This window comes from Saccharobesus litoralis (assembly GCF_003063625.1).
Lineage (GTDB): Bacteria > Pseudomonadota > Gammaproteobacteria > Enterobacterales > Alteromonadaceae > Saccharobesus > Saccharobesus litoralis.
In genome coordinates this window covers 4,337,479-4,360,950 of sequence record NZ_CP026604.1, presented here as the reverse complement: position 1 = coordinate 4,360,950, position 23,472 = coordinate 4,337,479, and the positions used below count along the sequence as shown (strand labels likewise).

At 39.7% G+C, this 23,472-nt stretch carries 14 protein-coding genes; 8 read left to right on the top strand and 6 right to left on the bottom strand.

The window, feature by feature from the left end; translation table 11 throughout:
- Positions 1-215: 215 nt before the first annotated feature.
- Complete coding sequence (locus C2869_RS16090) at positions 216-4,439, bottom strand: response regulator (RefSeq protein WP_108603918.1); 4,224 nt, start codon at positions 4,437-4,439, stop codon at positions 216-218.
- A 423-nt stretch (positions 4,440-4,862) separates the two neighbouring features.
- On the opposite strand from C2869_RS16090, the gene gshA reads away from it, so the two are divergent.
- The 3 genes from gshA to C2869_RS16075 are packed head-to-tail and all read left to right on the top strand — an operon-like array spanning position 4,863 to position 7,797.
- A complete protein-coding gene (gene gshA / locus C2869_RS16085) occupies positions 4,863-6,482 on the top strand; it encodes a glutamate--cysteine ligase (RefSeq protein WP_108603917.1) in 1,620 nt (539 codons plus the stop codon).
- Complete coding sequence (locus tag C2869_RS16080) at positions 6,482-7,102, top strand: transglycosylase SLT domain-containing protein (RefSeq protein ID WP_108603916.1); 621 nt, start codon at positions 6,482-6,484, stop codon at positions 7,100-7,102. The genes gshA and C2869_RS16080 overlap by 1 nt, the downstream gene beginning before the upstream one ends.
- Positions 7,081-7,797, top strand: a complete 717-nt coding sequence (locus C2869_RS16075; protein ID WP_108603915.1) for a DUF4919 domain-containing protein — start codon at positions 7,081-7,083, stop codon at positions 7,795-7,797. Before C2869_RS16080 ends, C2869_RS16075 begins: the two co-directional genes overlap by 22 nt.
- 61 nt (positions 7,798-7,858) lie before the next feature.
- Here C2869_RS16075 and C2869_RS16070 read toward each other — a convergent pair whose 3' ends face one another.
- Both C2869_RS16070 and mfd read right to left on the bottom strand, forming a co-directional pair.
- Positions 7,859-9,529 (bottom strand): CsiV family protein, encoded by a 1,671-nt coding sequence (locus C2869_RS16070; RefSeq protein WP_108603914.1) that lies wholly within the window; start codon positions 9,527-9,529, stop codon positions 7,859-7,861.
- A gap of 3 nt (positions 9,530-9,532) precedes the next feature.
- On the bottom strand, positions 9,533-13,006 hold the full coding sequence (gene mfd, locus C2869_RS16065; protein ID WP_108603913.1) for a transcription-repair coupling factor: 3,474 nt from the start codon (positions 13,004-13,006) through the stop codon (positions 9,533-9,535).
- A gap of 211 nt (positions 13,007-13,217) precedes the next feature.
- Between mfd and C2869_RS16060 the strand changes: the two genes are divergently transcribed.
- The gene (locus C2869_RS16060; RefSeq protein ID WP_228710685.1) at positions 13,218-13,808 is read left to right on the top strand and encodes an HvfX family Cu-binding RiPP maturation protein; all 591 of its coding nucleotides are present in this window, start codon (positions 13,218-13,220) and stop codon (positions 13,806-13,808) included.
- 271 nt (positions 13,809-14,079) lie between these two features.
- On the opposite strand, the gene C2869_RS16055 is transcribed toward C2869_RS16060, so the two are convergent.
- Positions 14,080-15,732 (bottom strand): sulfatase family protein, encoded by a 1,653-nt coding sequence (locus tag C2869_RS16055; protein WP_108603911.1) that lies wholly within the window; start codon positions 15,730-15,732, stop codon positions 14,080-14,082.
- Between the two features lie 491 nt (positions 15,733-16,223).
- Between C2869_RS16055 and C2869_RS16050 the strand changes: the two genes are divergently transcribed.
- Positions 16,224-16,997 carry an IclR family transcriptional regulator gene (locus C2869_RS16050; protein WP_108603910.1) on the top strand — a complete coding sequence of 258 codons (774 nt, stop codon included), beginning with the start codon at positions 16,224-16,226 and terminating at the stop codon, positions 16,995-16,997.
- A gap of 193 nt (positions 16,998-17,190) precedes the next feature.
- Here C2869_RS16050 and C2869_RS16045 read toward each other — a convergent pair whose 3' ends face one another.
- Positions 17,191-17,850 (bottom strand): putative glycoside hydrolase, encoded by a 660-nt coding sequence (locus C2869_RS16045; RefSeq protein WP_108603909.1) that lies wholly within the window; start codon positions 17,848-17,850, stop codon positions 17,191-17,193.
- Between the two features lie 513 nt (positions 17,851-18,363).
- Between C2869_RS16045 and C2869_RS16040 the strand changes: the two genes are divergently transcribed.
- The 3 genes from C2869_RS16040 (at position 18,364) to C2869_RS16030 (ending at position 21,617) form a co-directional block, all read left to right on the top strand.
- Positions 18,364-19,374, top strand: coding sequence for a zinc-binding alcohol dehydrogenase family protein (locus tag C2869_RS16040; protein ID WP_108603908.1), 1,011 nt, complete (start codon positions 18,364-18,366; stop codon positions 19,372-19,374).
- Positions 19,375-19,380: 6 nt separating this feature from the next.
- A complete protein-coding gene (locus tag C2869_RS16035; RefSeq protein ID WP_108603907.1) occupies positions 19,381-20,211 on the top strand; it encodes an amidohydrolase family protein in 831 nt (276 codons plus the stop codon).
- A gap of 68 nt (positions 20,212-20,279) precedes the next feature.
- Positions 20,280-21,617: a family 16 glycosylhydrolase gene (locus C2869_RS16030; RefSeq protein WP_108603906.1), complete on the top strand. Its 1,338-nt coding sequence runs from the start codon at positions 20,280-20,282 to the stop codon at positions 21,615-21,617.
- A 174-nt stretch (positions 21,618-21,791) separates the two neighbouring features.
- Here the strand turns inward: C2869_RS16030 and C2869_RS16025 are convergent, their stop codons facing one another.
- A complete protein-coding gene (locus C2869_RS16025; protein WP_108603905.1) occupies positions 21,792-23,411 on the bottom strand; it encodes a LysM peptidoglycan-binding domain-containing protein in 1,620 nt (539 codons plus the stop codon).
- Positions 23,412-23,472 lie beyond the last annotated feature (61 nt).

Below are 23,472 nucleotides of genomic sequence, written 5' to 3'. Positions count from 1 at the left end.
CTCGCCCCAATCACATAGTAGAGCATATGCTCATGGGGTCTCGAAGCTTGACAGCTTTGCTTACATGGATGTAAGTACTTAGCGTGAGCAGGATGCGGAAGCTGCCCCTAAAACCAGATCGCTTTGACTATATATCTATGTTTATGTCAAATCGCTTCTACAAGTTAGCGAATGGTTATACATTCAGCCATTCGCTAACTATAGAGTTTAAGATGTTACGCTTTTAAATCTTTCATTAATGCATTCAATTGACTGCCTGCTTCATGTAAATCAAAGTTCATAAAAGCGTCTTGTAACGGACCTTGATACAGGTTTTTCAAATCATTTGGTAAGCGATTAACAAGTGCATCTACATCGTCATCTTGCACAAATTCATTAGCTGCTACTAAATCACTTAATTTAGCAGCTTGCTCAATTAAGTCTTCTATCGCAATTGTTTCATCTGTGTTTTCATCATTGCTATCAGCATGAAGTTCATTGTGTTCTTCATTGTCTATATTAAAGGCATCTTTGATACTGGCACGAGTACTTTGAATACAATCAGATAATTCGGAAGAATGCTCAACTAGTTTGTCGTATTGTTTATGCTTTAAATCTTCTTCGTAAGCTTTAGTGACAAGGTGTAGTTGCTCTAAGCCTAAGTTGCCCGCTACGCCTTTTAAAGTATGGAGCATTTGTTGCAGTTCAACATATTGTTCTGCATGGCGCAGTTCACTTTCTTGCTTGCCAGCTTTAGCATAGTCGCTATCAAATTTAGTCAGCATACGTTCAACCAATGTTTGATTATGACCTAACTGTTTGGTGGCGAACGCAATATTCAATAGCTGAGGCGACATTGATGTGGTGCAGTTATCACTTTGAGGTGATGCAAGACCGATTGTCATGCTAGGTGCGAGTTCTTTATTGACGGGTTTGTCACTCCAGTCTGCGATGGTTTCTAGCATATGAAGTTCATCTATGGGTTTGGCAATGTGTGCATTCATGCCAGCGGCTAAACATTGCTCTTTATCTTCTGTCATGACATTTGCCGTCATGGCGATAATAGGTAAATTTTGATAACGATCCAATGTTCTAATTTGTTTTGTCGCTTCATATCCGTCCATTTCCGGCATTTGAATATCCATTAATATTAAATCAATATTCAGCTCAGGTAGAATGGCTAATGCTTCTTTACCATTGTTGGCAACAGTGACTTGGATCCCCGCATTGTCTAACATTTCTGTTGCAACCTGTTGATTGATTTCATTATCTTCAACTAGCAGAACATGTAAGTCGCTAAAAACATAGATATTGTCGGCTTCTGATGTTTGGGAAAATTGACTGGAAATTGGATTGCCACTGATCACTTTGCTAATGAGTTTAAATAACTGCGTAATTGATACCGGTTTAGTGACATGCACCGCACCATTGGGAAGGGTTTTATTCACTTCCTCTTGTTCTGACATTGAGTTACTCAATATCATTAATTTATTGACATTAACGTCTGTTACTTCCCGTAATCTTGCTAATGTTTGTGTTCCTGTCCAGCCATCTCGCATAAACCAATCAAGTAAAATTACATCGAATTGCGCCGTGTTATTACTCAGTGCTTTAACAGCATCGTGTCCAGACGTATACACGTTAACAGCCATGCCAAAGGAAAGAAGGTTATCTTTTAGCGCTTGAGTTGTTAAAAAGTTATCATCAATGACTAACGCCTTCATGCCTTGCAATGAGTTGTCTATTATTGAGGTATTACGCTCTGGTGCTAAGTCGATAAATAGTGGAATTTCAAAATGGAAATTTGAGCCTCTGTCTATTTGACTTTCAACGGCGATTGCCCCGTTCATTAAGTCGACGAGCTGTTTTGAAATAGTTAGGCCTAAGCCAGTACCACCATATTTACGTGTTGTTGAAACGTCAGCTTGATTAAAGGCTTTAAATAAATTTTGTTGTTGATCTACGGATAAACCTATACCTGAATCAATAACCGAAAAACGAATAAGGGCGCGATCATCACTCGAGCCAAGTAAGCTTATGTGCACCATTACTTGGCCTTTGTGGGTAAACTTAATGGCATTGCCACATAAGTTGGTAAGGATCTGTGTTATGCGTAGCGGATCACCAATTAGATCTTTCGGTACTTTAGTGTCAGCGTGAATAATAAACTCTAAGCCTTTTTCATGCGCTTTATAGGCATACAGGTCAGATAGGTTTGATAATAGGTCATCTAAACAGAATTTTTCACTTTCTATAGTGAGTTTACCCGCTTCAATTTTAGAAAAATCGAGAATGTCATTAATGATAACCAATAGGTTTTCTGAAGATTGTTTAACATTACGTACATACTTTTCTTGTTTCTCAGACAACTCGGTTTTTAAGCATAAATTGGTTAAGCCGATGATTGCATTCATCGGCGTACGTATTTCATGACTCATATTGGCTAAGAAGGAACTCTTGGCTTTGTTGGCCTGCTCGGCGCTGTCTTTGGCTGCCTGTAGCCTATTGTTTAGTTCTTCTAACTGCTCGGTTCGCTCTGCAACGCGTTGTTCAAGGCCTTCGTTTAATTCGCGCAGTTTATTTTCAATTTCTTTCCGCTCTGATATGTCAGTATTAGTCCCAACAAATCGGGTTGGACGACCTTGTTTATCACGCTCTACAACAGAGCCGCGAGAATGAACCCATAAGATTGAGGTATCTTTTTTCAACATTCTAAATTCGATGCTGATCCCGTCTAAACTTCCCGATCTGACTTCAGCGACTTTACCAAAAACATAACTAAAATCGTCTCGGTGTAATACTTTGGCAAAGGTGTCAGTACTGGAGTCTAACTCCAGTTCATCGTAGCCTAACATGTCAAACCAGCGAGGACTTAAAAATACTTCATCATTGCTTAGGTCCCAGTCCCAAAGCGCATCTGTCGTAGACTGTAAAATAAGAGATATACGTTCTTCACTGGCTTTTAATGCATCTTGTGTTTCACGAATAGAACTTACATCATTAATGGTGCCAATCAGTACGGTACGCTGTTTTTCTTCTTCACGTTTTTCGAGTAAAACGATAACCTGACGCTCGACACCGTTGACAGAGGTTATAACGCACTCAAATGACGGTGTATAATTGGACTGTTTTTTCGTTACGTTTTCTATGTGTCGTTGTAAATTAATTTGGTCATTTTCGGGCATAAGCGCAAAAATCATGTCCATACAGGGGACAGTATCATTTTTGCTATAACCCAGTATATTGTATAGTTCTTCCGACCATTTCATGGCGAAGTTGTCGATTTGTAATTCAAAGCTACCTAGATGAGCGAGTTCTTGTGCTCGAGCTAATAATTTTTGATTCTCGATAATTTCATTTTCACGCTGTTTAATTTTCAAGGTCATTTCGTTAAACGCGTGAGCTAGTTGGCGAATTTCTCTTGCGCCTGACTCTTCTACTTTGTTGATAAACTGCCCGTCGGCAAGATGACTCACTTGAATGGTTAAATGTCGAATAGAATTGGTTATAACTCTGCTGAGTAAAATGGCAATAATGGCCGATAAAATAGATACGGCTAAAATCATTAAAAAATTTGAATCAGTAATCTGTTTTATCGGGGTGGCAAAATCGGCATAGGGTTGGGTGTAAATAATTCGCCAATCAGGTGAGTCTATTGATGCTAACACAGCTGCAAATTTGTTGGACTCAGGCTCGTTGTTGGTGATTTGTATAGTGCCTATTAGTACAGACTGTGCGTCTAGTGGTGCTGATTTATCATTTGGTTCGAGACTTTCATTAATGATGATTGAGTTAAAATCAAAATCACTGTTACCCGAGGCAATGATTTTTTTATCTTTGGTTACCATGATAGGAAAGGTATTTTTCCCGCCGGAACCAGCACTCACCTGCAATAATCGAGTCAGTGTTGTGGGGTAATATTCAACAACGAGGATCCCGATAGGTAAATATTTTTCATCTAGGATAATACTACTGTATTTAAACTCTTGCGCGAGCTGATTTATTGGCGTCATTACTGCACCATCTGCGGCTAGAATACTGGCTATTTCTGAAGATGGAATTTCGCTTGCGGCACTGTATTGCTCACTGCTGACATGTAATTGGCCATTTAAATTATACAAGTTAGCCGATTTTATAAAGTAAGGGTTTTGGGCGACGAAGTTTTCTAGCGATAGTTTAGCGCTTTGTAAGTCACCTGCCGTGTTGTATTGCAGCGTACGGGTTAAATTAGGTTCATCCGCTTTTAAACTAACAACCGATTTTTGATTTTCAAGGAAAATATCGACTCTTAGTGCAGTTTCAATAGCAGCGGTGCGTAATACTCTATATTCGGCATTAACCATTGCTGAATGTGTATAAGTGAAATCACGATAAGTGAGTAGGGCAATAGGTAATGATATGACAATAAGAAAGCTCACCATAAGATGGCTGAACAAACTGCTAGAGGCTTTAAATTTCATATTGTTTGAATTGCTTCCCTGGTTAACCGCAAATGACCGGGTAATATGACAAATTATTTGTTTTGCTTAACTATAGCTTAATTGATATTTTTTGCTTGGTTTTTCAATTTGTTAAGTAATATTTATTAAGTTAGTTTATTGAGACAAGGTGAGGCTTTGCCTACACGTATCAAAGTGCTTAGAGCTTGTCAGGAAAAATACTTTAGTCTTACACTTAAAGTAGTAAAAGGTTTGCAGGCTCAACAAGCATAAATGCGCATCTACAAAAAACTGAATTGGATCAGTTTTATGAGAGTCATTACTGCAATTTACCGTGATAACCTGTAAAGTTATCCCTTAAATATCCTTTGAATTGGGTCAACCCATTGAATTTTATGCTTGTTACCCAATATAGGATGCAAACTGTTAAGTAGGTTGTCCATTTTGTCGGTTGCAAATCAAGCCTTAAGTTCTTTCCTAATGCAACAAGGAAAGTCATTTTTCTCGCAATTTAATCGTGGTCTTGAACGCGAAAGTTTAAGAATTAATGCTGAAGGTAAACTCAGCCCTGATTCTCATCCGGAATGTTTAGGTTCTGCTTTAACTAACCCCCATATTACTACCGATTACTCAGAAACATTGCTCGAATTTATTACCCCTGTTGAGCAGAATGTGACCGTCAGTCTCCAGCAATTAGCCGATATTCAAAAATTTACTTATCAGAAAATAAATGGCGAATTACTGTGGCCTATGAGCATGCCGTGTTTTGTCGGTGGCGAGCAAGATATTGTTATTGCGCAGTATGGCTCGTCTAACATAGGTAAAATGAAAACCTTGTATCGGGAGGGGTTACGCCATCGTTATGGCTCAATGATGCAGGTGATTTCAGGCGTTCATTTCAATTTTTCTTTTCCTGAACAATTTTGGCAAAATTGGGCTAAAACCGTTGAAGCCAACCCAGGTTGTGAAATTAAAGACCCGATATCAGAGGGGTACTTATGCGTTATTCGTAATTTAAAACGCCATATGTGGATATTACCCTATCTGTTTGGCGCATCTCCTGCGCTTTGCTCGTCATTTCTAAGTGGTAAAGAAGTTAACTTGCCTTTTGAAAAAGTGGGCAAGGGGACATTATATCTGCCTTATGCCACGTCGTTGCGGTTAAGTGACTTAGGGTATACTAACGATGCTCAAGCTGATTTAAATATCGAATATAATTGCTTGTACCAATATATAGACGGTTTGCGCCGAGCGATTAATTTGCCATCTGCTGAGTATGAAAAAATAGGTGTTAAAGTAAACGGTGAGTATCGTCAACTTAATGCCAACGTATTACAAATCGAGAACGAGTTTTATTCGTCGGTTAGACCAAAACGTGTAACGAATAGCGGTGAATCGCCGACTGATGCACTTGAACGCCGTGGTATTCAATACATGGAAGTTCGAGCTCTCGATGTTGATCCCTTTTCGCCTGAGGGGGTTAATGAACAACAAATTCGCTTTATTGATTTATTTTTGATGTGGTGCGCCTTAGGAACAAACAAGGCTATCAGTCAAGAAGAGCAACTCGTTAATGACCAAAATTTTGATAAAGTAATTTTACAAGGACGAAACCCCGATCTTAAATTACAGCAGTTTTGCCATGAAGCACCAGCAGATGTTACAGAGCTGACATTAACTGAATGGGCATCGGCCATACTTGACGATTTAACTGAACTTGCGGCGCACATTGACGCGGTCAATGATGACCAATCTTACATGGCGGCTATTAACGCACAAAGGCTAAAAGTTGAGGATCCTAGCGCGACACCGTCTGGCAAAATAATGAACATATTGCTCAATGAAAACTTAGATAACGGTGCTTTAGGTATGCGCCTTGCTGAACAATATAAAAAGCAGCAGCAACAAACACAATATCAGGTTTATAGTGAGCAATATTTGACTGAGCAAGCGCAAGCATCACATGCTCGTCAGCGTGAAGTCGAGCAAAGTGATACGGTCAACTTTGATGTATTCTTGGATCAATATTTCTCAAAACATACCTATAGCAATAATAACGTATAATGAAAAAATCAATTTCGCTGACTTTAAGTTTACTGCTTTGTAGTGTTCTTGCTGGATGCGCGACATCGCCACCAGAAAACCCTGATAACCTTTGTGATATCTTTTTTGAAAACAGAGATTGGTATGATGCGGCCTCAGATATGCAAGCCAAATGGGGGGTGCCAATACATGTACCTATGGCCATGATGTATCAAGAAAGTAGTTTCAAGGCAGATGCAGCGCCGCCGATGGAGTATTTTCTTGGCTTTATTCCGATTGGTCGCAAAAGTTCGGCTTATGGCTATTCACAAGCTAAAACTATGACTTGGAAAGACTATATCCGAGAAACCGATAATTCAGGTGCGGATAGAGACGATTTTGATGATGCGATTGATTTTATGGGTTGGTTTATATTTAAAACCCAAAAATTAAATAAGGTCTCTAAATGGGATGCATATAATCAATATTTAAATTACCATGAAGGCTGGGGTGGCTATAAGCGTAAAACCTACAATAAAAAAGCATGGTTAAAAAAAGTAGCTTACAAGGTTAAGAAGCGCGCTGAAAAATACGGTGCACAGCTTAAAACCTGTAAGGAAGATTTAGACAGTAGTTGGTTATGGCGGTTATTTTTCGGCTAAATAGGCTGCAAAACAGGATTAAATTAAGTTTAAGCACAAGTGTTGTGACTTGTGCTTTGCTTGCCGGTTGTCAATCTACGCAATCGGCCGCACCGCAGTGGACAGTTTCTCCCCAAGCTGAAAGCACCTATGTTAACTTGGTGGAACAAGCTAAGTCACAGCAAGTTAGCGATATTAGTCAATGGCAAAAGTTAAGAGATAGCTACAGCCAAACCGGTCGTGAGCTTAAGCATTATAAAACTATTTATGATTACACGCCTTTAGTGTTGCAAGCACTTAATGCTCAAGACTTTAAAGGCTGTATAAAAAATGCAGAGCGGATACTCGCAGTTAACTATACGCATTTAACCGCTCATTTTGGTGCTATGAATTGTCATCGTGCGCTTGCCCATGAGCCAGAGAGTTATCATCATCAACTTATGCTTAATCATTTGATGGATGCGATTGCTCACGAAACCAATGGTCGTAGTTATGAGTTTGCTTTTAAAGCCTATAGTTTTGATGATATACAGTCTTTGGTTTATTTGTTTGGCTTAACGATCCGTGATCGTCAATTTGTGACGCATAATGATCGACATTATGACAAAGTGTCGGTCACAGAATCCGACATTAACGAAAATTTTGATTTGTATTTTGACGTGACGAATATTTTATATTTAGTCGATCAATACAAAGGTCAACGTAGCACTCAATAAATAAAAAATAATAAAGATCAATGCGAGCATAAATGCTCGCCCTCAACACTTTAAGGTTTACTTACTCACCATCATCGGGTTTAACTGGTGGTACAAACTTTCTCACTTGTATAATCATGCCAACCAACGGATGGTCAAAATAGTGGATTTCGCCACTTCGCATACGACGCGTTTGTTTAAATGGATAGGCGTATAAGTATTGCGTTGCTTTATTTTCACTGGTTGCTTGTTTCTCAGTATTAGGTAAACCGGCAACTTGTAACTCTGGTAGTTCATTGTTACGGTTTTGTTCACCTTCAAGTTGGCTAATTTGCGTTGGGTGCAGGCCGATACGTCTTACGTTGAAATTAGTTTCAACAAACAGGTAGTGACGTATGTAAATCTTAAATAAACCATCTATTTCCCATACATCTTGTGGGGTGTTGGCTTGTTTTTCTTGCTGCTGCCATTGTTCTTGTAGCGCTAATTTTTGCGCGCTTTGCGCTTGCCATTCACCACTTTCTACCTTGCTAACAAGTTGACTGATGTTTTGCATCACTGATTGGTGTTCTAGTGAGGTCGTGTCATTGGCGGTAAATTCAGGTGAACCCGCTTGAATGGGTTGCGCTGTATTTTGTTGGTCGTTTTGTTCAAATAATGGCTGCTTTTCAATGGCATCACCATAGTAATCAAAATCACGCGAGAAGTTTTGACCGGCGAATATACGCCAAGGTTTTTCTCTGCGTTCACTGCCTATTGCTTGACGCCACCCCATATGTAATAAGGGCTTAATGTCTTTACGCCAAACAAATTTTTGCACGGTTTTATTAAATTTTAATGAGGAGTCAGCCATTAAATACGGGCGACGGCTATATGGGGTCTCTATTGCTGATAAACGTAATGGAATATCAGACCAGTAAATCGCGCTTTGTAGATCTTTTAAAGCCTTACCTTCAGTAAATATATCTGAGGGTAAAGTCGGTAGACAGTCGTGACGTAAACCACCTTCATGCCAAGCCGCTTTAGGTAATAGTGAAAAACTGGCTTGCAAGTTTACCGGTTCATTGGCTTGATTTGACTGAGCTGTGACTTGGACTAATTCAACATCGTTTTCTTCTGCTGGTGCAGTTATTATTGGATTTGTGCCTAGTGTGTCGGGCAAATTAAGCTCTCGCTTTATTTGTTCTTCAACAGAGTTTGTATTTTTACTTGTTTGAGCAAGGCTTGTATTTTTACTTGTTTGAGCAAGGCTTGTATTTTCAATATTAGCTGCATCTGAATTTGCATTATTAATTATCTGGCTGTTTTCGTTAGTCTCATCCGTTAATTGCGTAGCGTTTTCAATCGTCGGTACAATTAAATTATCTTCGACTTCTTGATATAAAATTGCCGGATCAGTAAAAAATTGCCATTCTATTTCCGGCTCTTTGGGCTGCTCGCAACTATTGAGCAAAGATAAACTGTCTTGGGCTGATTCAGGAAAACGAGAAGAAATCAGGTTTCTTGCGCGGTTAATAGCAACAGGCGTAATGTGGTCGTCAAAGTTTTCAAGCAATTCGTCTGTCTTGGTATCATGCTTAAATAATATTAGCTCTATTTCATACCAACGTTCGGCATTTGCCGAAGCGCTACTTAACGCGACTAGTAACGCTGTAGCTAATACAGTGCATTGCTTCATTGCGCGTTTAGTGCTCGACTCTGGAGTGCGTTTTTGGCGATAGCGCAGCCAATTAGTATTGTGATGTTCCATCATAATTTAGGCAGCTTTTCCTGATAAGTCTGTAATAAGTTGTTCTACAAATTTAATCCGTTCATTAGCTTCTTCTATTTCAAGATTGAAGCGAATTTTTTCAGGCCCTGCAAATGAGAAAACAGTGGGGGCTGATTGGATCAACGCAATTATTTTTTCTGGGTCGACTTTAGTGTCTTTGTTAAATTCGATCAAGCCACCTTTGGGGCCTGCCTCGACTTTTCTAATACCTATGTTGTCCGCTTGCAGTTTTAGCTTAGCTACCTGTAATAAGTTTTTCGCTGGTTGCGGGAGTAGGCCAAACCGGTCAATTAATTCAACATGAGTATCTTCGACTTCAGCTAATTCTTGGCAACTGGCGATTTTTTTGTATAAGGACAATCGCAGGCTAACATCAGGCACGTAATCTTCAGGGATCAACGCAGGTAAACGCAGTTCGACTTCAGTTTGTTCCTTAAGTACATCATCGAGTGCGGGCTCTTTGCCTTGTTTTAACGCGGCTACCGCTTTATCGAGCATTTCCATGTATAAAGTAAAGCCAACGGTTTGAATTTGGCCACTTTGTTCATCACCCAGTAATTCACCGGCACCACGTATTTCTAAATCATGGGTAGCGAGCGCAAAACCTGCACCCAAATCTTCGAGAGATTCAATGGCTTCTAGTCGCTTCACCGCATCTTTGGTCATGGCTTTAGGATGCGGCGTTAGCAAATAAGCGTACGCTTGATGATGTGAGCGCCCGACACGCCCTCGCAATTGATGCAACTGGGCTAGGCCAAAATGATCGGCGCGATCAATAACTATGGTGTTGGCGGTGGGCACATCGATACCCGTCTCTATGATGGTGGTACATACCAGCACATTAAAACGTTGATGGTAGAAGTCTGACATGACTTGTTCTAGCTCTCGTTCACGCATTTGCCCGTGAGCCGTGACAATTCGAGCATCCGGCAATAATTTTTGCAGATCAGCTGCGGTTTTTTCTATGGTCTCGACACTATTATGCAGGAAATAAACTTGGCCACCACGCATAATTTCACGGGTTAGCGCTTCTTTAACGAGTGCATCTTGATGTTGGCGAACAAAAGTTTTAACCGCTAAGCGTTTCGCTGGCGGCGTGGCGATAATGGATAAATCGCGCATGCCACTCATCGACATATTTAATGTTCTTGGAATAGGCGTTGCCGTTAACGTTAAAATATCAACATTAGCTCGCTGCTTTTTGATGATTTCTTTTTGTCTAACACCGAACCTGTGTTCTTCATCAACAATTAATAATCCCAAGTTGTGGTAGTTGACATCGGCTTGCAGCAGTTTGTGTGTCCCTATGACGATGTCAACTTTGCCATCGGCTAATTCTTGTAAAACGGCTTTTTGCTCTTTCGCGGTTTTAAAGCGTGATAGCACTTCGACTTTGACAGGCCAGTTAGCAAATCTGTCTTTAAAGTTTTCGTAATGCTGTTGAGCGAGCAGGGTGGTGGGAACGAGTACGGCAACTTGCTTACTTTCGTTTACCGCGATAAAGGCTGCGCGCATGGCAACTTCGGTTTTACCAAAACCAACATCACCACAAACTAAACGATCCATTGCTTGTTCCGATAGCATATCATTGACTACATGATTAATGGCGTTTTGCTGGTCGTCTGTTTCTTCAAATGGAAAACCGGCAGAAAACTGTTGGTAGCTTTGCTTATCAAGATTGAACTTAAAGCCTTTTTTGGTTGCGCGTTTAGCATAAACATCGAGTAATTCAGCTGCAACATCTCGCACTTTTTCTGCGGCTTTCTTTTTAGCTTTTTGCCATGCGTCACTGCTAAGCTTGTGTAATGGCGCGTTGTCAACATCAGCACCCGAATAGCGAGATATTAAATGTAGGCTTGCTACGGGCACATAAAGCTTAGAGTCGGCATATTCAATGGTTAGAAATTCAGTTGGCATGCCACCTGCGTCGATTGTTTGTAAGCCGAGGTAGCGACCGACACCATGGTCAACATGCACCACAGGTTGGCCAGAGGTTAACTCTGCTAGGTTTTTGACAATATTTTCGGTGGTAGTGACTTCACCTTTGCCACGCCGTCTGCGCCTTTGCTTTACACGATTACCCAATAATTCTGATTCGCAAATAAAAGCAATTGGCTGGTTATTTTGCTCGGCGATAAAGCTATGTTCTAACGCGGTGACACATATGCCCAATGAATGTGGTTGTTTTAGATATTCATTGAGTGACTTAAATTGTTTTACTTTTAATTTACCTTTGGCTAGCAATTCAAGAATGGTTTCGCGGCGGCCTTCACTTTCGCAAAGTATGACAACATGTTGTTGTTCTTGTATAAACGCATTAAACGCTTTGTAAGGATCTTTAGCTTGGCCATCAATGGCGATATCTGCCACTTTATCGGTTAGGTAATTGTAGCGTCCGGCTTTTTCTTCAATCTCGCTGGTTGTATATTCAATGCGGTTGAATTGACCTAGTTGTTGAAAAAAAACATCATGTTTTAAAAACAATAATTCAGGTTTTAATAATGGTCGATTGGTGTCATAACGTCGGTCTTGGTATCTATTTTCAACGTCGGCAGCAAACGTGACTAATTTGTCTTTGACATCGTTAGCAAATGCAATTTGTGTATCTTGAGGTAAGTAATCAAATAAGGTTTGGCATTGTTCAAAAAATAATGGCAAATAATATTCTATGCCTGCTGGCATGATATTTTTACTGACCTGATAGTAAATAGATTCTTTGTCGGTGTTAGCGTCAAATAATTCGCGGTATTGGCGACGAAACAGTTCTATGGCTTTTTTATCGGTTGGGAATTCATGAGCAGGCAAAAGCTCAATAAGCTTAATGGTTTCTGATGAGCGTTGTGTTTCAGGATCAAATTGGCGAATTGTGTCTAACTCGTCGTCAAAAAAATCGAGCCTAAATGGCGAGTCACTGCCCATTGGGTATAAATCGAGAATAGAGCCTCGCAGTGAATATTCACCATGCTCCATGACTTGATCAACCGCTCTGTAGCCAGCGTTAGATAGCCTATCGCGCATTGCGTTAATATCAACCGTTTGCCCTTGTTTTAGTATTAACGAATACTGACTAAAAAAAGATTGGGGTGCTTGATAAGCGAGTGCTGTACTGGCGGAAACAACGTAAATCCCAGCTTGACCCATTTGTAAATTATTTAGCGTGGCTAGCCGTTGCGAAATAATATCCTGATGCGGTGAAAATGTATCGTAGGGTAATGTTTCCCAATCCGGAAAATAAAAGACACCAAGCCCTGTATTTTTCGCATACGCGTTAAGCTCGTCCGTTAACCTTAATGCTGATGGTGTATCAGGGGTGATCACCACAAAAGGGTTGTTGCTTTGGGCTGCGGCATGGTTTAACGCGATGGCTAGACTACTACCGGCTAAATTGCCCCAACGGATGTGATCGCCTCGTTTTTTTAACGACGGTATGGCTGGTGAAAATATACTTGCTTGCGCCATGATTCCTGAACTAATAACACTGTTAATAGCTTGATATTGTAATCAATTTTTAGCTCGATGCGGCTAGATATTCAGGTTTAATTAGCTATAAGTAATACATGCCTGCAAGGTTATTGGCGCTACAACTATTTTCACAAGTAGGGCGAAAGTTATTGTTGCGATTAGCGGTCTTTACGATCAGGTTAATTGCTTTTTATTTTAGGACATTCAGTTGATTTCTCGTTTTTATTTACCGTTTCACCATTACCTTGATAAAACTAAAGTCGCTGAAGGTTTAGCGCCCTTGGCGTTACGTTTGTATCTTGCACCGATAATGATCCAAGCGGGTTACAATAAATACGTTGGATTTGAAGGTGTGGTGGAGTGGTTTAGTTATTTAGGGTTTATATTGCCTAGTGTGATGGCTTTTTTAGCTATGGTGACTGAGTTAGTTGGCGGCATACTTATTTTAATTGGCCTTGCCACGCGCTGGGTGAGTATTCCACTGATGATCACTATGTTGGTTGCGGCTTTTAGTGTGCATTGGCAAAACGGCTGGTTAGCGATAGCCGATGGTAGTAGTTGGTTAGCTAATGATAATGTTATTGCCGCGCAAGAAAAATTGGCGATGGCCAAGAGTATTTTGCAAGAGTACGGAAATTACGATTGGTTGACGAGCAGTGGCTCATTTGTCATTTTGAACAATGGTATTGAATTTGCGATCACCTACTTCATTATGTTTTTAGTTTTGTTTTTTTATGGTGGCGGACGTTACGTTAGCATAGATTATTGGTTAGCAAGGAAGTTTATCAACTCGCCTTAATCGGCGCCTATCTATAGTCTTCTCGCTCAAGTCTTATGGTTCATTGTCAGCGCTTACTCGCCCCAATCACATAGTAGAGCATATGCTCATGGGGTTTCAAAGCTTGACGGCTTCCCCTAAAACTCGATCGCTTTGACTATATCGCAGAGTTTATTGTTTTCTGATTCTATCTCTCCGATCCACCCAATGCAGAGAAAAGAGTCGCTATAAAATAAAAAGAGAGCCGTTTGGCTCTCTTTTTCGTTATTTATAAGGCTTGGACGACCTTTGATTAATCATGCCAATGCTTATCGATAATCTTTTGTAACTGAGGGTAATTCACGTCGGTTTCGTTATACATTTCACGTTGACGGATAAGTTCTTTTTTCAGCTTTGCAATAATGCCTGCATATTGTGGTTCGTGATAAACATTTTTCGTTTCTTGTGGGTCTTTGCGTAAATCATATAATTCCCATGCAGCCGGTGTCGGTGTTGCATTTGGATTTTTACCCGTTTGTTGGCTCCATTTTCGTTGGTAGAAAGGGGCTGAAGGCTCTAAAAAGTTTTGACCGTAATAAAAAATCAATTTGTAGTCTTCTGTGCGCACACCAAAATGAGCAGGGACATCATGATATTTACGATGTGACCAGTAGCGGTAATAGCTTGCGGTGCGCCAGTTTTTTGGAGTTTCACCTTGCAGAGTGGCTGCGAAACTGCGGCCATGCATATAATCTGGTGTGTCTAACCCGACTAAATCAAGCATAAACGGAGCAAAATCTGTGTTGTTTATGATTAAATCAGAAGTGCGTCCAGGATTTTTCATGCGAGGATCGTGCACGATAAATGGCATGTGGATAGAAGGATCCCACATCCAACGTTTATCCTGATAATCGTGCTCACCTAGCATCATGCCTTGATCAGAAGTATAAATTATAATCGTGTTTTCATATTCACCCATATCTTTAAGCGTTTGAATTAAACGGGCAATATTGTCGTCAACGCCCTTCACACAGCGTAAATAAGCTTTAAGGAATTTTTGATATGTTTGACGAGTGAACTCTTTGTTTGGAAGACCTGTATCTATTTTCAGATCTTCACCCATGTTACGACGTGTATTTCGTTTTGAGATTGACGTACCGATTTCAGAAATCAGAGAGTCGTTTTCGCCACGCGTAGCAACAGAGCCAAACTTTTCGTGCCATTCATACATATCACTCGGTTCAGGAATGTCGACATCGGCTAAATAACTTTCATAACGCGGTGCATATTCAAAGTAGTCATGAGGTGCTTTAAATTGATGCATTAAAAAGAAAGGTTTGTCTGAATTTCTATTTTTTAACCAGTCAATACTTAGGTTTGTAATAACGTCAGAAGAATGACCTTTGTACTGGGTTTGATTTTGTGGCCAAGGTTTGTCACCCCGCACTCTAAAATCAGGGTCAAAGTATTTGCCTTGCAGCTTTAACACTTCGTAATAGTCGAATGCAGCGGGTTCTTTTTTTAAGTGCCATTTACCTATGATTGCAGTTTCATAGCCAGCTTGTTTAACTAAATTGGGCAAATGTTGCTGTTCTTTGCCAATTGAGCCTATTAAATCCATTACACCGTTAGTTTGACTATATTGACCTGTCAATATAGTTGCTCTACTGGGAGCGCATATTGAGTTGGTGACAAAAACATTTTTATATAGCATGCCTTCACTGGCCAATTTATCTAAATTAGGTGTTGGATTTAAACTGGCAAACCTTCCACCATAAGCGCCTACTGCTCGGGCTGCATGATCGTCTGTCATTATGTACAAAACGTTCATTTTTTTGCTGACGTTTTGTTTTTTTGCTATTTCTTTGGATGAATTAGAACTATCGGAATTGAAAATCGATGTTACTTGGCAAGCAGCTAAGCTAGATGCTAATAGCACAATCGGTATTTTTTTTAAGAGTTTCATTGTTGTCATACGTCTATGAGGTTGGTTTGCTTTTTTGGTATCTATATAAACTACATAAATCAAATATAAACATAAAGTTAATTTTTGCTAAGTGAGTATAGCGTTTAATGATGATGGTTAACAATGTGTTGACGCAGTAAATCATCTTTATACAGTTAATTTCGTTATATTTCGGTGTTTAATGATTGTATTAAGATATGTTTTCGTGAAACTTTTAGGGTGTGAAGTTTGTATATGGTGAATGTGCATCCTATATTGTTATTTCACATATAATTTTATTTTCTAATTGATAGGTGTTTTTCGATTATTTTGTCATCGGAATTAGCTATATTCACTCATAAAAAGGTCGACAACCCTGTATATATAATTAGAATTGGGATTAAGTCATGGATGTTTGTATTTGAATTTGTTAAAACTCATATATAAATTTTAGCTGTGTTAATAGCAGAGCAGTTTGGAACACAACGTCATTTTTATTTAAGGTTTGTCTGATGGAAAATAAAACTAAGAAATATTCCGCACCGGCACTTGAAAAAGGGTTAGATATACTCGAACTCCTTTCAGCCGATTCTACACCGCTTAGCACCTCGACAATCGCTGAGCGTTTAGGCCGTTCAAATGCTGAAATTTATCGAATGATTTTAGTCTTGGAGCAGCGCGGATATATTGAAAAAAACGAAGGTACTGACGGCTATCAAGTAACCCGCAGGTTATTACAGTTAGGTACTGAGCATGAACCGATTAAAGATATTCTTGAGTATGCGCAACCTATTATGCGCGAATTAGCTGAAAAGACGTCGATGTCTTGTCACATTGCGGTTGAATCTCAAGAACAAATTGTTGTTATTGCCCGTGTAGAAACGCCAAGTAGCATTTCTTATTCGGTACGTGTTGGTTATCGTGGACCTATTGCGACAACCGCTTCGGGTCGAGTCCTGTTCTCACATCAATCACCTGAGAAGAAAGAATCAATGATCAATATGTTGCGTAAGCATCATGATGAAAAAGAGATCAATGAGTTTTTAAGTGATTGTAAAAAAGTGTCGAAACAAGGGTATTTACGTGCGCAAAGTGCCTTTGTTCAAGGCGTGACTGATTTGTCTTTCCCGATTATTGACACTGATCACGCGGTTGCAACTTTAACCATTCCTTTTATTCAACGTATTCCTGAAGTCGTTGGCATTGAGGACGTTGTTGAAGAGTTAAGAAAAGCGGCTGAAGAAATTTCTAAAGCGCTTACGTATGGTGTCGTCCGTAAGTTCTAAAAGCCTATTCAGTATCTTGCCGATTTGATACTGAATAAACAGTCTTTGTAAAAAGCCGGAGTAGATAAAAGTATCTATTCCGGCTTTGTTATTTATATTGGTGGCAGGGGGTTATTTGACTTCAACTAGGGTTAAAAATCTCGGTAATCTTATTCTTTTTCAGCCATTTCAGAAGTACCCTGTTTAACTTAGGCTATTTCGCGCAGCCTTTATCGCCTTCTTGTAATCCGGTTAAACCAATATTAGCCACTTCAATTTCTAACTTACCTTGGGTTGCAATCGAAAAGTTGGTAATTGCACTAAAATCGAAATCACCTTGTCCTATACAATTCAAAGGGATGGGAAGGTAAGTCCATTCTTTTTTCGGTAGCTTTTTTAATATCGATTTTAAGTGATAAGTACCCTTGCACTTATTAGAGTACTTACATTGCATGGTTAACGTGACATTTTCATTAGGAGAGCGTAATACACGAAGGTCTAAAACCAGAGCAGCGAGATCTTTGACTGGTTCTAAATCAATTTTATTTTTTCCGATAGCGACAAAGCTATCTCCGAGGGTATTGCCTCCCCACTCATTTTTAACTTTTTTTCCTCGCCATTTGATATTGATTGCATCATTGTCACTTTGCTTTTTTGTTGGGGTAATCTCTAAATTACCTCGCTCTGTTTTAGCCTCCATTTCTTTCATCGGAATGTAATAGTTCATTGCATTGCCGATGGACAGCTTCCATGCACCAACAGGTTGGCCATTATGAATATAACTAGAAACGGGATCGTTACTAAACGCTAAGCTGTTACTGCTAATTAAAATTAATGATGCCACGGCTAGTGTTTTGGTTAGTTGTTGGAACATTTCTTTGACTACCTCTTATTAAATTATTTTGGGCGTACTTATCTTGTTTATTATTTTTGTATGTAAAAAGTATAAATTTAGTAAATTTAAATGTAAATTCAAATTGATGTATATAATTAATGTGTTGGTTTTGTTTGGCTTGGAGTAAATGAGGGAATATAAGGCGAAAGTGTGATCACGATTTGAGTTTATTTGATGCTATTTATTTTTTATCTCTATTAAACTTTATTGAAACTGATTTTGTATTAATCAATTTTAAGCAATAAAAGCAAACATAATAGCTAGTGTTGTTATTCTGTTTTTTGCCTTATCGAATTATTGTTTAAAGTAAAATGTGTTTAGTTTCCACTGTTTTGTTATGAACTTTTTATCTTAGTATTTGGTATTTTAATTATGGGTTGTATATAAATGCATGGATTTATATGCAAAATAATAGTTAGCTTTTTTGTATATAGATGTTACTATTGTTTGTAGATTAGATGTGATGTTAGATTTTTCCTTATGGAGTTTTGAATGAGAACCATAGTATGTGTAGAACCGGGCGTTCTTGAATCTCAGCAGTTTGAAAAGCCAACACCCAAGGCTGGTGAGGTATTAGTTAAAATTCGTTCTATTGGTATTTGCGGTACTGATATACATGCTTATGGTGGTAATCAACCTTATTTTGAATACCCGCGTGTATTAGGACACGAACTAGCTGGAACAGTTGAGAGTGTAGGTGACGGTGTTGAGCTCGCTATCGATTCTCCGGTTTACATTATTCCTTATTTAAGCTGTGGCGAGTGTGTTGCCTGTAAGAAGGGTAAGCCTAACTGTTGTACCAATATTGAAGTCGTTGGTGTGCATCGCGATGGTGGCATGTGTGAATATTTATGTGTGCCTGAGTCTGCCGTTGTTGTCGCTGAAGGGTTAGCATTCAATGATATGGCATTAATTGAATGTTTAGCGATTGGTGCTCATTCAGTTCGACGTGCGCAAATTACCGAAGATGACAAAGTCTTAGTACTTGGCGCTGGCCCTATTGGTATTGGCGCGCTGCAGTTTGCTAAAGTGCAGGGTGCTCAGTGCATGATTGCAGATGTACGTGATGACAAGCGCAAATTTTGTGAAGAACAATATAACGTTGCTACGGTTGATGCATTGGGAGATGTTGGTGCTCAGTTATCTGATTTAACTGAAGGTGAAATGCCATCAGTGATTATTGATTGTACTGGCAATGTTAAAGCTATGGAGTCCGCTTTTTATAACCTAGCACATGGCGGCCGTATTGTATTTGTTAGTGTTGTTAAAGCCAGTGTTGCATTTGATGATCCTGAGTTTCATAAACGCGAAACTACATTATTAGGTAGCCGTAATGCCACTAAAGAAGACTTTGAACATGTAGTTGCTTGTTTACGCGACGGTTCAGTTAAAAGTAATGCGTTCGTTACCCATACCGCAAAATTCAGTGAGTTAATAGATCGTTTTCAAACTTGGGTTAAGCCAGAAACTGGCGTGATCAAAGCTGTTGTTGAAATGGATTAGTCATTGATGCGTATCGATTCTCATCAACATTTTTGGCAGTACTCAAAAGCGGAATATGGCTGGATAAGCGAAGAATTAAGTATTTTGCAACGAGACTTTTTGCCTGAGGACTTAGCGCAAGAGTTAGCAAGCAATCAATTAGACGCTTGTATTGCTGTGCAAGCTCGTCAAACGCAACAGGAAACGAACTGGTTGTTGTCACTTGCTGATGAGTATCCACAAATCAAGGGCGTAGTTGGCTGGATTGACTTAAGATCTGCGCAGCTACCTCAATTGCTTGCGCAATATAAAAATAGTCGCAAGTTAGTGGGCTTTCGTCATGTATTACAAGATGAAGTCGACCCTAACTTTATGCTTGCTGACGATTTTATCCAAGGGATTAAAACGTTAGCTGAGTCGGGTTATAGTTACGATATTTTGATTTTTGCTCACCAATTACCGCAAACTTTAAAGTTAGTTGAGTCCTTACCTGAAATGCGCTTGGTTGTCGATCATATTGCTAAACCTAAAATAGCGACAGGCGAAGACTTTTCGGCTTGGCAGGCTAACATTGAGCAATTAGCTCAGCATCAGCATATTTATTGCAAAGTGTCTGGAATGGTCACGGAAGCCGATTTTAATAATTGGCAAACTGAAGATTTTATACCCTACCTAAAGGTTATTTTTAACGCATTTGGCGCTGATCGCGTAATGTTTGGTTCTGATTGGCCAGTATGTTTGTTAGGTGGTAGTTATCAGCAAATTAAAAATATAGTAGACGAGTTTGTTAAAAAGGAATACCCCGAAGATTATGACAAAGTTTTCGGCTTAAATGCCGCTCGTTTTTATCAAGTTTAGCGTCAACTAAAAAGCCACCTTAGGGTGGCTTTTTAGTTGACGCTGTATTAATTGTAAGTTTATTTATTATGTACAAATTTCCTATTTTTAGTTTGAGTTTAGTGGGGCTAGTTACGGCTTGCACGCCTATAGCTTCTACTACTTCAAACTCGTTATCAGTTAATGTTCCAAGCTATTTGCCTAGTTACTTGCCCGAACCTCCTATTGGTTTTGAATGGCGAAAAGTTGAGGTGATGTCTGATGAATTTAATGGCACTGAATTAGACTCGAGTAAATGGCACAATCAAATTAAAACTTGGAAAGGGCGCAGACCAGCAAGATTTTTACCTGACAATGTGGCGGTTAATAATGGTGTATTGCAATTAAAAACCTCGACTTACGCAAAAGATGCTGACGGCTATACCATGGGCGGTGCCGCTGTTGCAGGTATTCATCAAGCCACTTACGGCTATTTTGAATCGCGAATTAAAGCGTCTAAAACTAAAATGTCGACCACATTTTGGTTGCATTCAGATAAAGCGGAAAATCCAAGCGATTGCGATACGCGGCATTCAATTGAAATAGATATATTAGAGGCTATTGGAGGCTGGCCCAATGAATGGTGGGCTAATCGCATGCATTCCAATACGCATTACAAGCCAACATCTATGCAAAATGGCAAATGCCGTGGTGACAAATATGTGTCGCAAGGCGCCAAACATAATGCCGGTGTAAAGTTAAACCAAGACTATCATGTTTACTCTGCGTGGTGGGTGACACCCAATCAAGTGCATTTTTATTTTGATGGGCAAAAAATGGGTACAGTTGACCTTAACCATGAGATTGATTCAGTGCCATTTAACGGCCCTATGTCGTTACGTATGGTGGTTGAAACCTATGACTGGCAACCCAAACTGATTAAAAAAATTGCGGGAGAGCATCAACCTTATCCCACGGCAATTGAATTAGATGATCCGTCAATCAATACTGCTTACTATGATTATGTAAGAAGTTATCAGTTAGTCGAAAGTAAAGCCAATCTTGTTGATAACGCCGGCTTTGAGCAAGGTCAGTTGGGATGGGCTATGTCAGGGCAAGCCGAGGTTGTTCACGAGCATGGGGCTAGTTACACCCAAGCATTGGGCGCCAAGTTGTCCAAGGGGAAAATTAAGCAGCAACTGAGCACCAAGTTAAATTCACCTTATCAGGTTAATCTATATGCTAAATCAGCGGCTCAACAAGGCGCTGTTATAAAAGTCATTGATGATATGGGTAAAACCCTAGTTCAACGCCAAGTACATAGCGAGCAGTTTGCGCTTTATACTTTGGATTTCAATACTCAGCAGTCTAATCAGGTGACATTGCTGATTGAAGGTTCTGACGGGCAGGTAACTTACTTAGATAATATTTCAGTTAGCGCTATTTGAATTGAATAATGGTCAAGTTATCACGATAGTGTTTAAGTGTTGCCATTGACTATTGGCATTATTTTATAAAACAAAAAACGGTGGTAATCTAAAGTTATCACCGTTTTTTACTTTTAAGCACTTTTAGCTGAATTAGCGCTGCATGGTATGGATCGGGATAGATTTGTCGTTAAATCAAATGCGTGTCACATCCACATAAAGTTGCAATAACTGCCCTGGTTGTAAGTAGTTTTTACGACTTAATTTATTCCAGTTTTCGATGTCGCTTATAGTGACATTAAATTTGTTTGCAATTCTGGCTAATGAGTCGCCGCTGCGAACTTTATACTTTACTTTTTTAACGGTAGGCGCTTCACCAAGAAGTTGATTGTCTGACGGGGCAGTCTTCCATACAACTAACTTTTGTCCTGGGAATATAGGATCTCCGGGCGCCATATTATTCCACTTGGCTAGTTCTCTGACATTGACTTTGTGTTTTCGGCTTATGTCCCAAAAAGTATCACCGCTTTTGACAATATGTTCTGCTTTCGCTTTACCTTGGTCATTAGTTTGCGTTTTTGCTAAACGCTGATCGACAGTAAAGTCGTAACTATCTTCCGATTTTGCCGCTACGGGAATCAAAAGGTGTTTACCTACGCGGATCATATTGCCTTTGAGATTATTTGCAGTACGAATGCTTTCTATCGTGACATTATGTTGTTTCGCTATTTTACCTAAACTGTCGCCGGATTTAATTTTGTAGCGTTGCCAAGCTACCAATGCCTTGGGCTCAATATTCTTAATCGCGTTGTTAAAGGCTTCAGCTTTTTCAATAGGAAGTAAAAATGTATGGGGCCCATCTGGCGCTGTAGCCCAACGATTGTATCCAGGATTTAACGCGTGTAATTCATTGACGTCCATATCCGCTAGCTTGGCTGCTTTAGCTAGATCAATCTGAGAAGGTGCATTGACTTGTTCTAGTACACTGACATTAGCAATAGGGTACATACGCATTTTAAAGTCATGCGGGCGTCGCATAATATCAGCTAAGGCCAATAATTTGGGAACATAGGCATCGGTTTCTCGTGGTAATTCCAGCGACCAATAATCAACGTTTTCGCCATTTTTGTAGTTTTTCTTAATGGCGCGGGCGACGCGTCCTTCCCCCGAATTATAGGCTGCCAGCGCATGTAACCAATCGCCATCAAATTCTTTATTTAAAAAAGTTAAGTAATCTAGGGCAGCATGGGTCGCTGCAAGTACATCGCGCCGACCGTCATACCACCAGTTTTGTTTAAGGCCAAAGCGCTCGCCAGTATCGGGGACAAATTGCCATAAACCAGAAGCACTGCCGTGGGAGTAGGCGAAGGGATCAAAAGCACTTTCAACGATTGGAAGTAATACGAGCTCCATCGGTAAGCCGCGCTTTTCTATCTCTTCGACAATGAGATATAAAAACGGCTCAGCTCGTTTTGCTACACGCTCTAAGTAGTCTGGGTGGCGTGCGTACCATGATTTTTGGATTGCAATGCGGCGATTATTGGGAATATCAAATGTCAGTTGTGATTGAATGCGTTGCCAGATATTACCAAATACTGGTTTGGTTAACTCTGGATTTTGTAATTGATTGACATAGGCTTCAGGCAGTGCGACGTCGTAATAAAAAATATCCTCATTAGGATCAATTTCGGTTGCTAAAAATTCATTTTTTACAGGCTGTTTATTCGTTTCAGCCGCGTTATTAGTTTTTAACAAGTCTAGTTGCTTACAGCCGACAAGACTTAATAAACCGACTAATAGGACAATATTTTTCATAAAACGTTTTAGACAAAATCAACTAATGACCGATGGTAAAGTTAGTGCAGGATGAAATCAA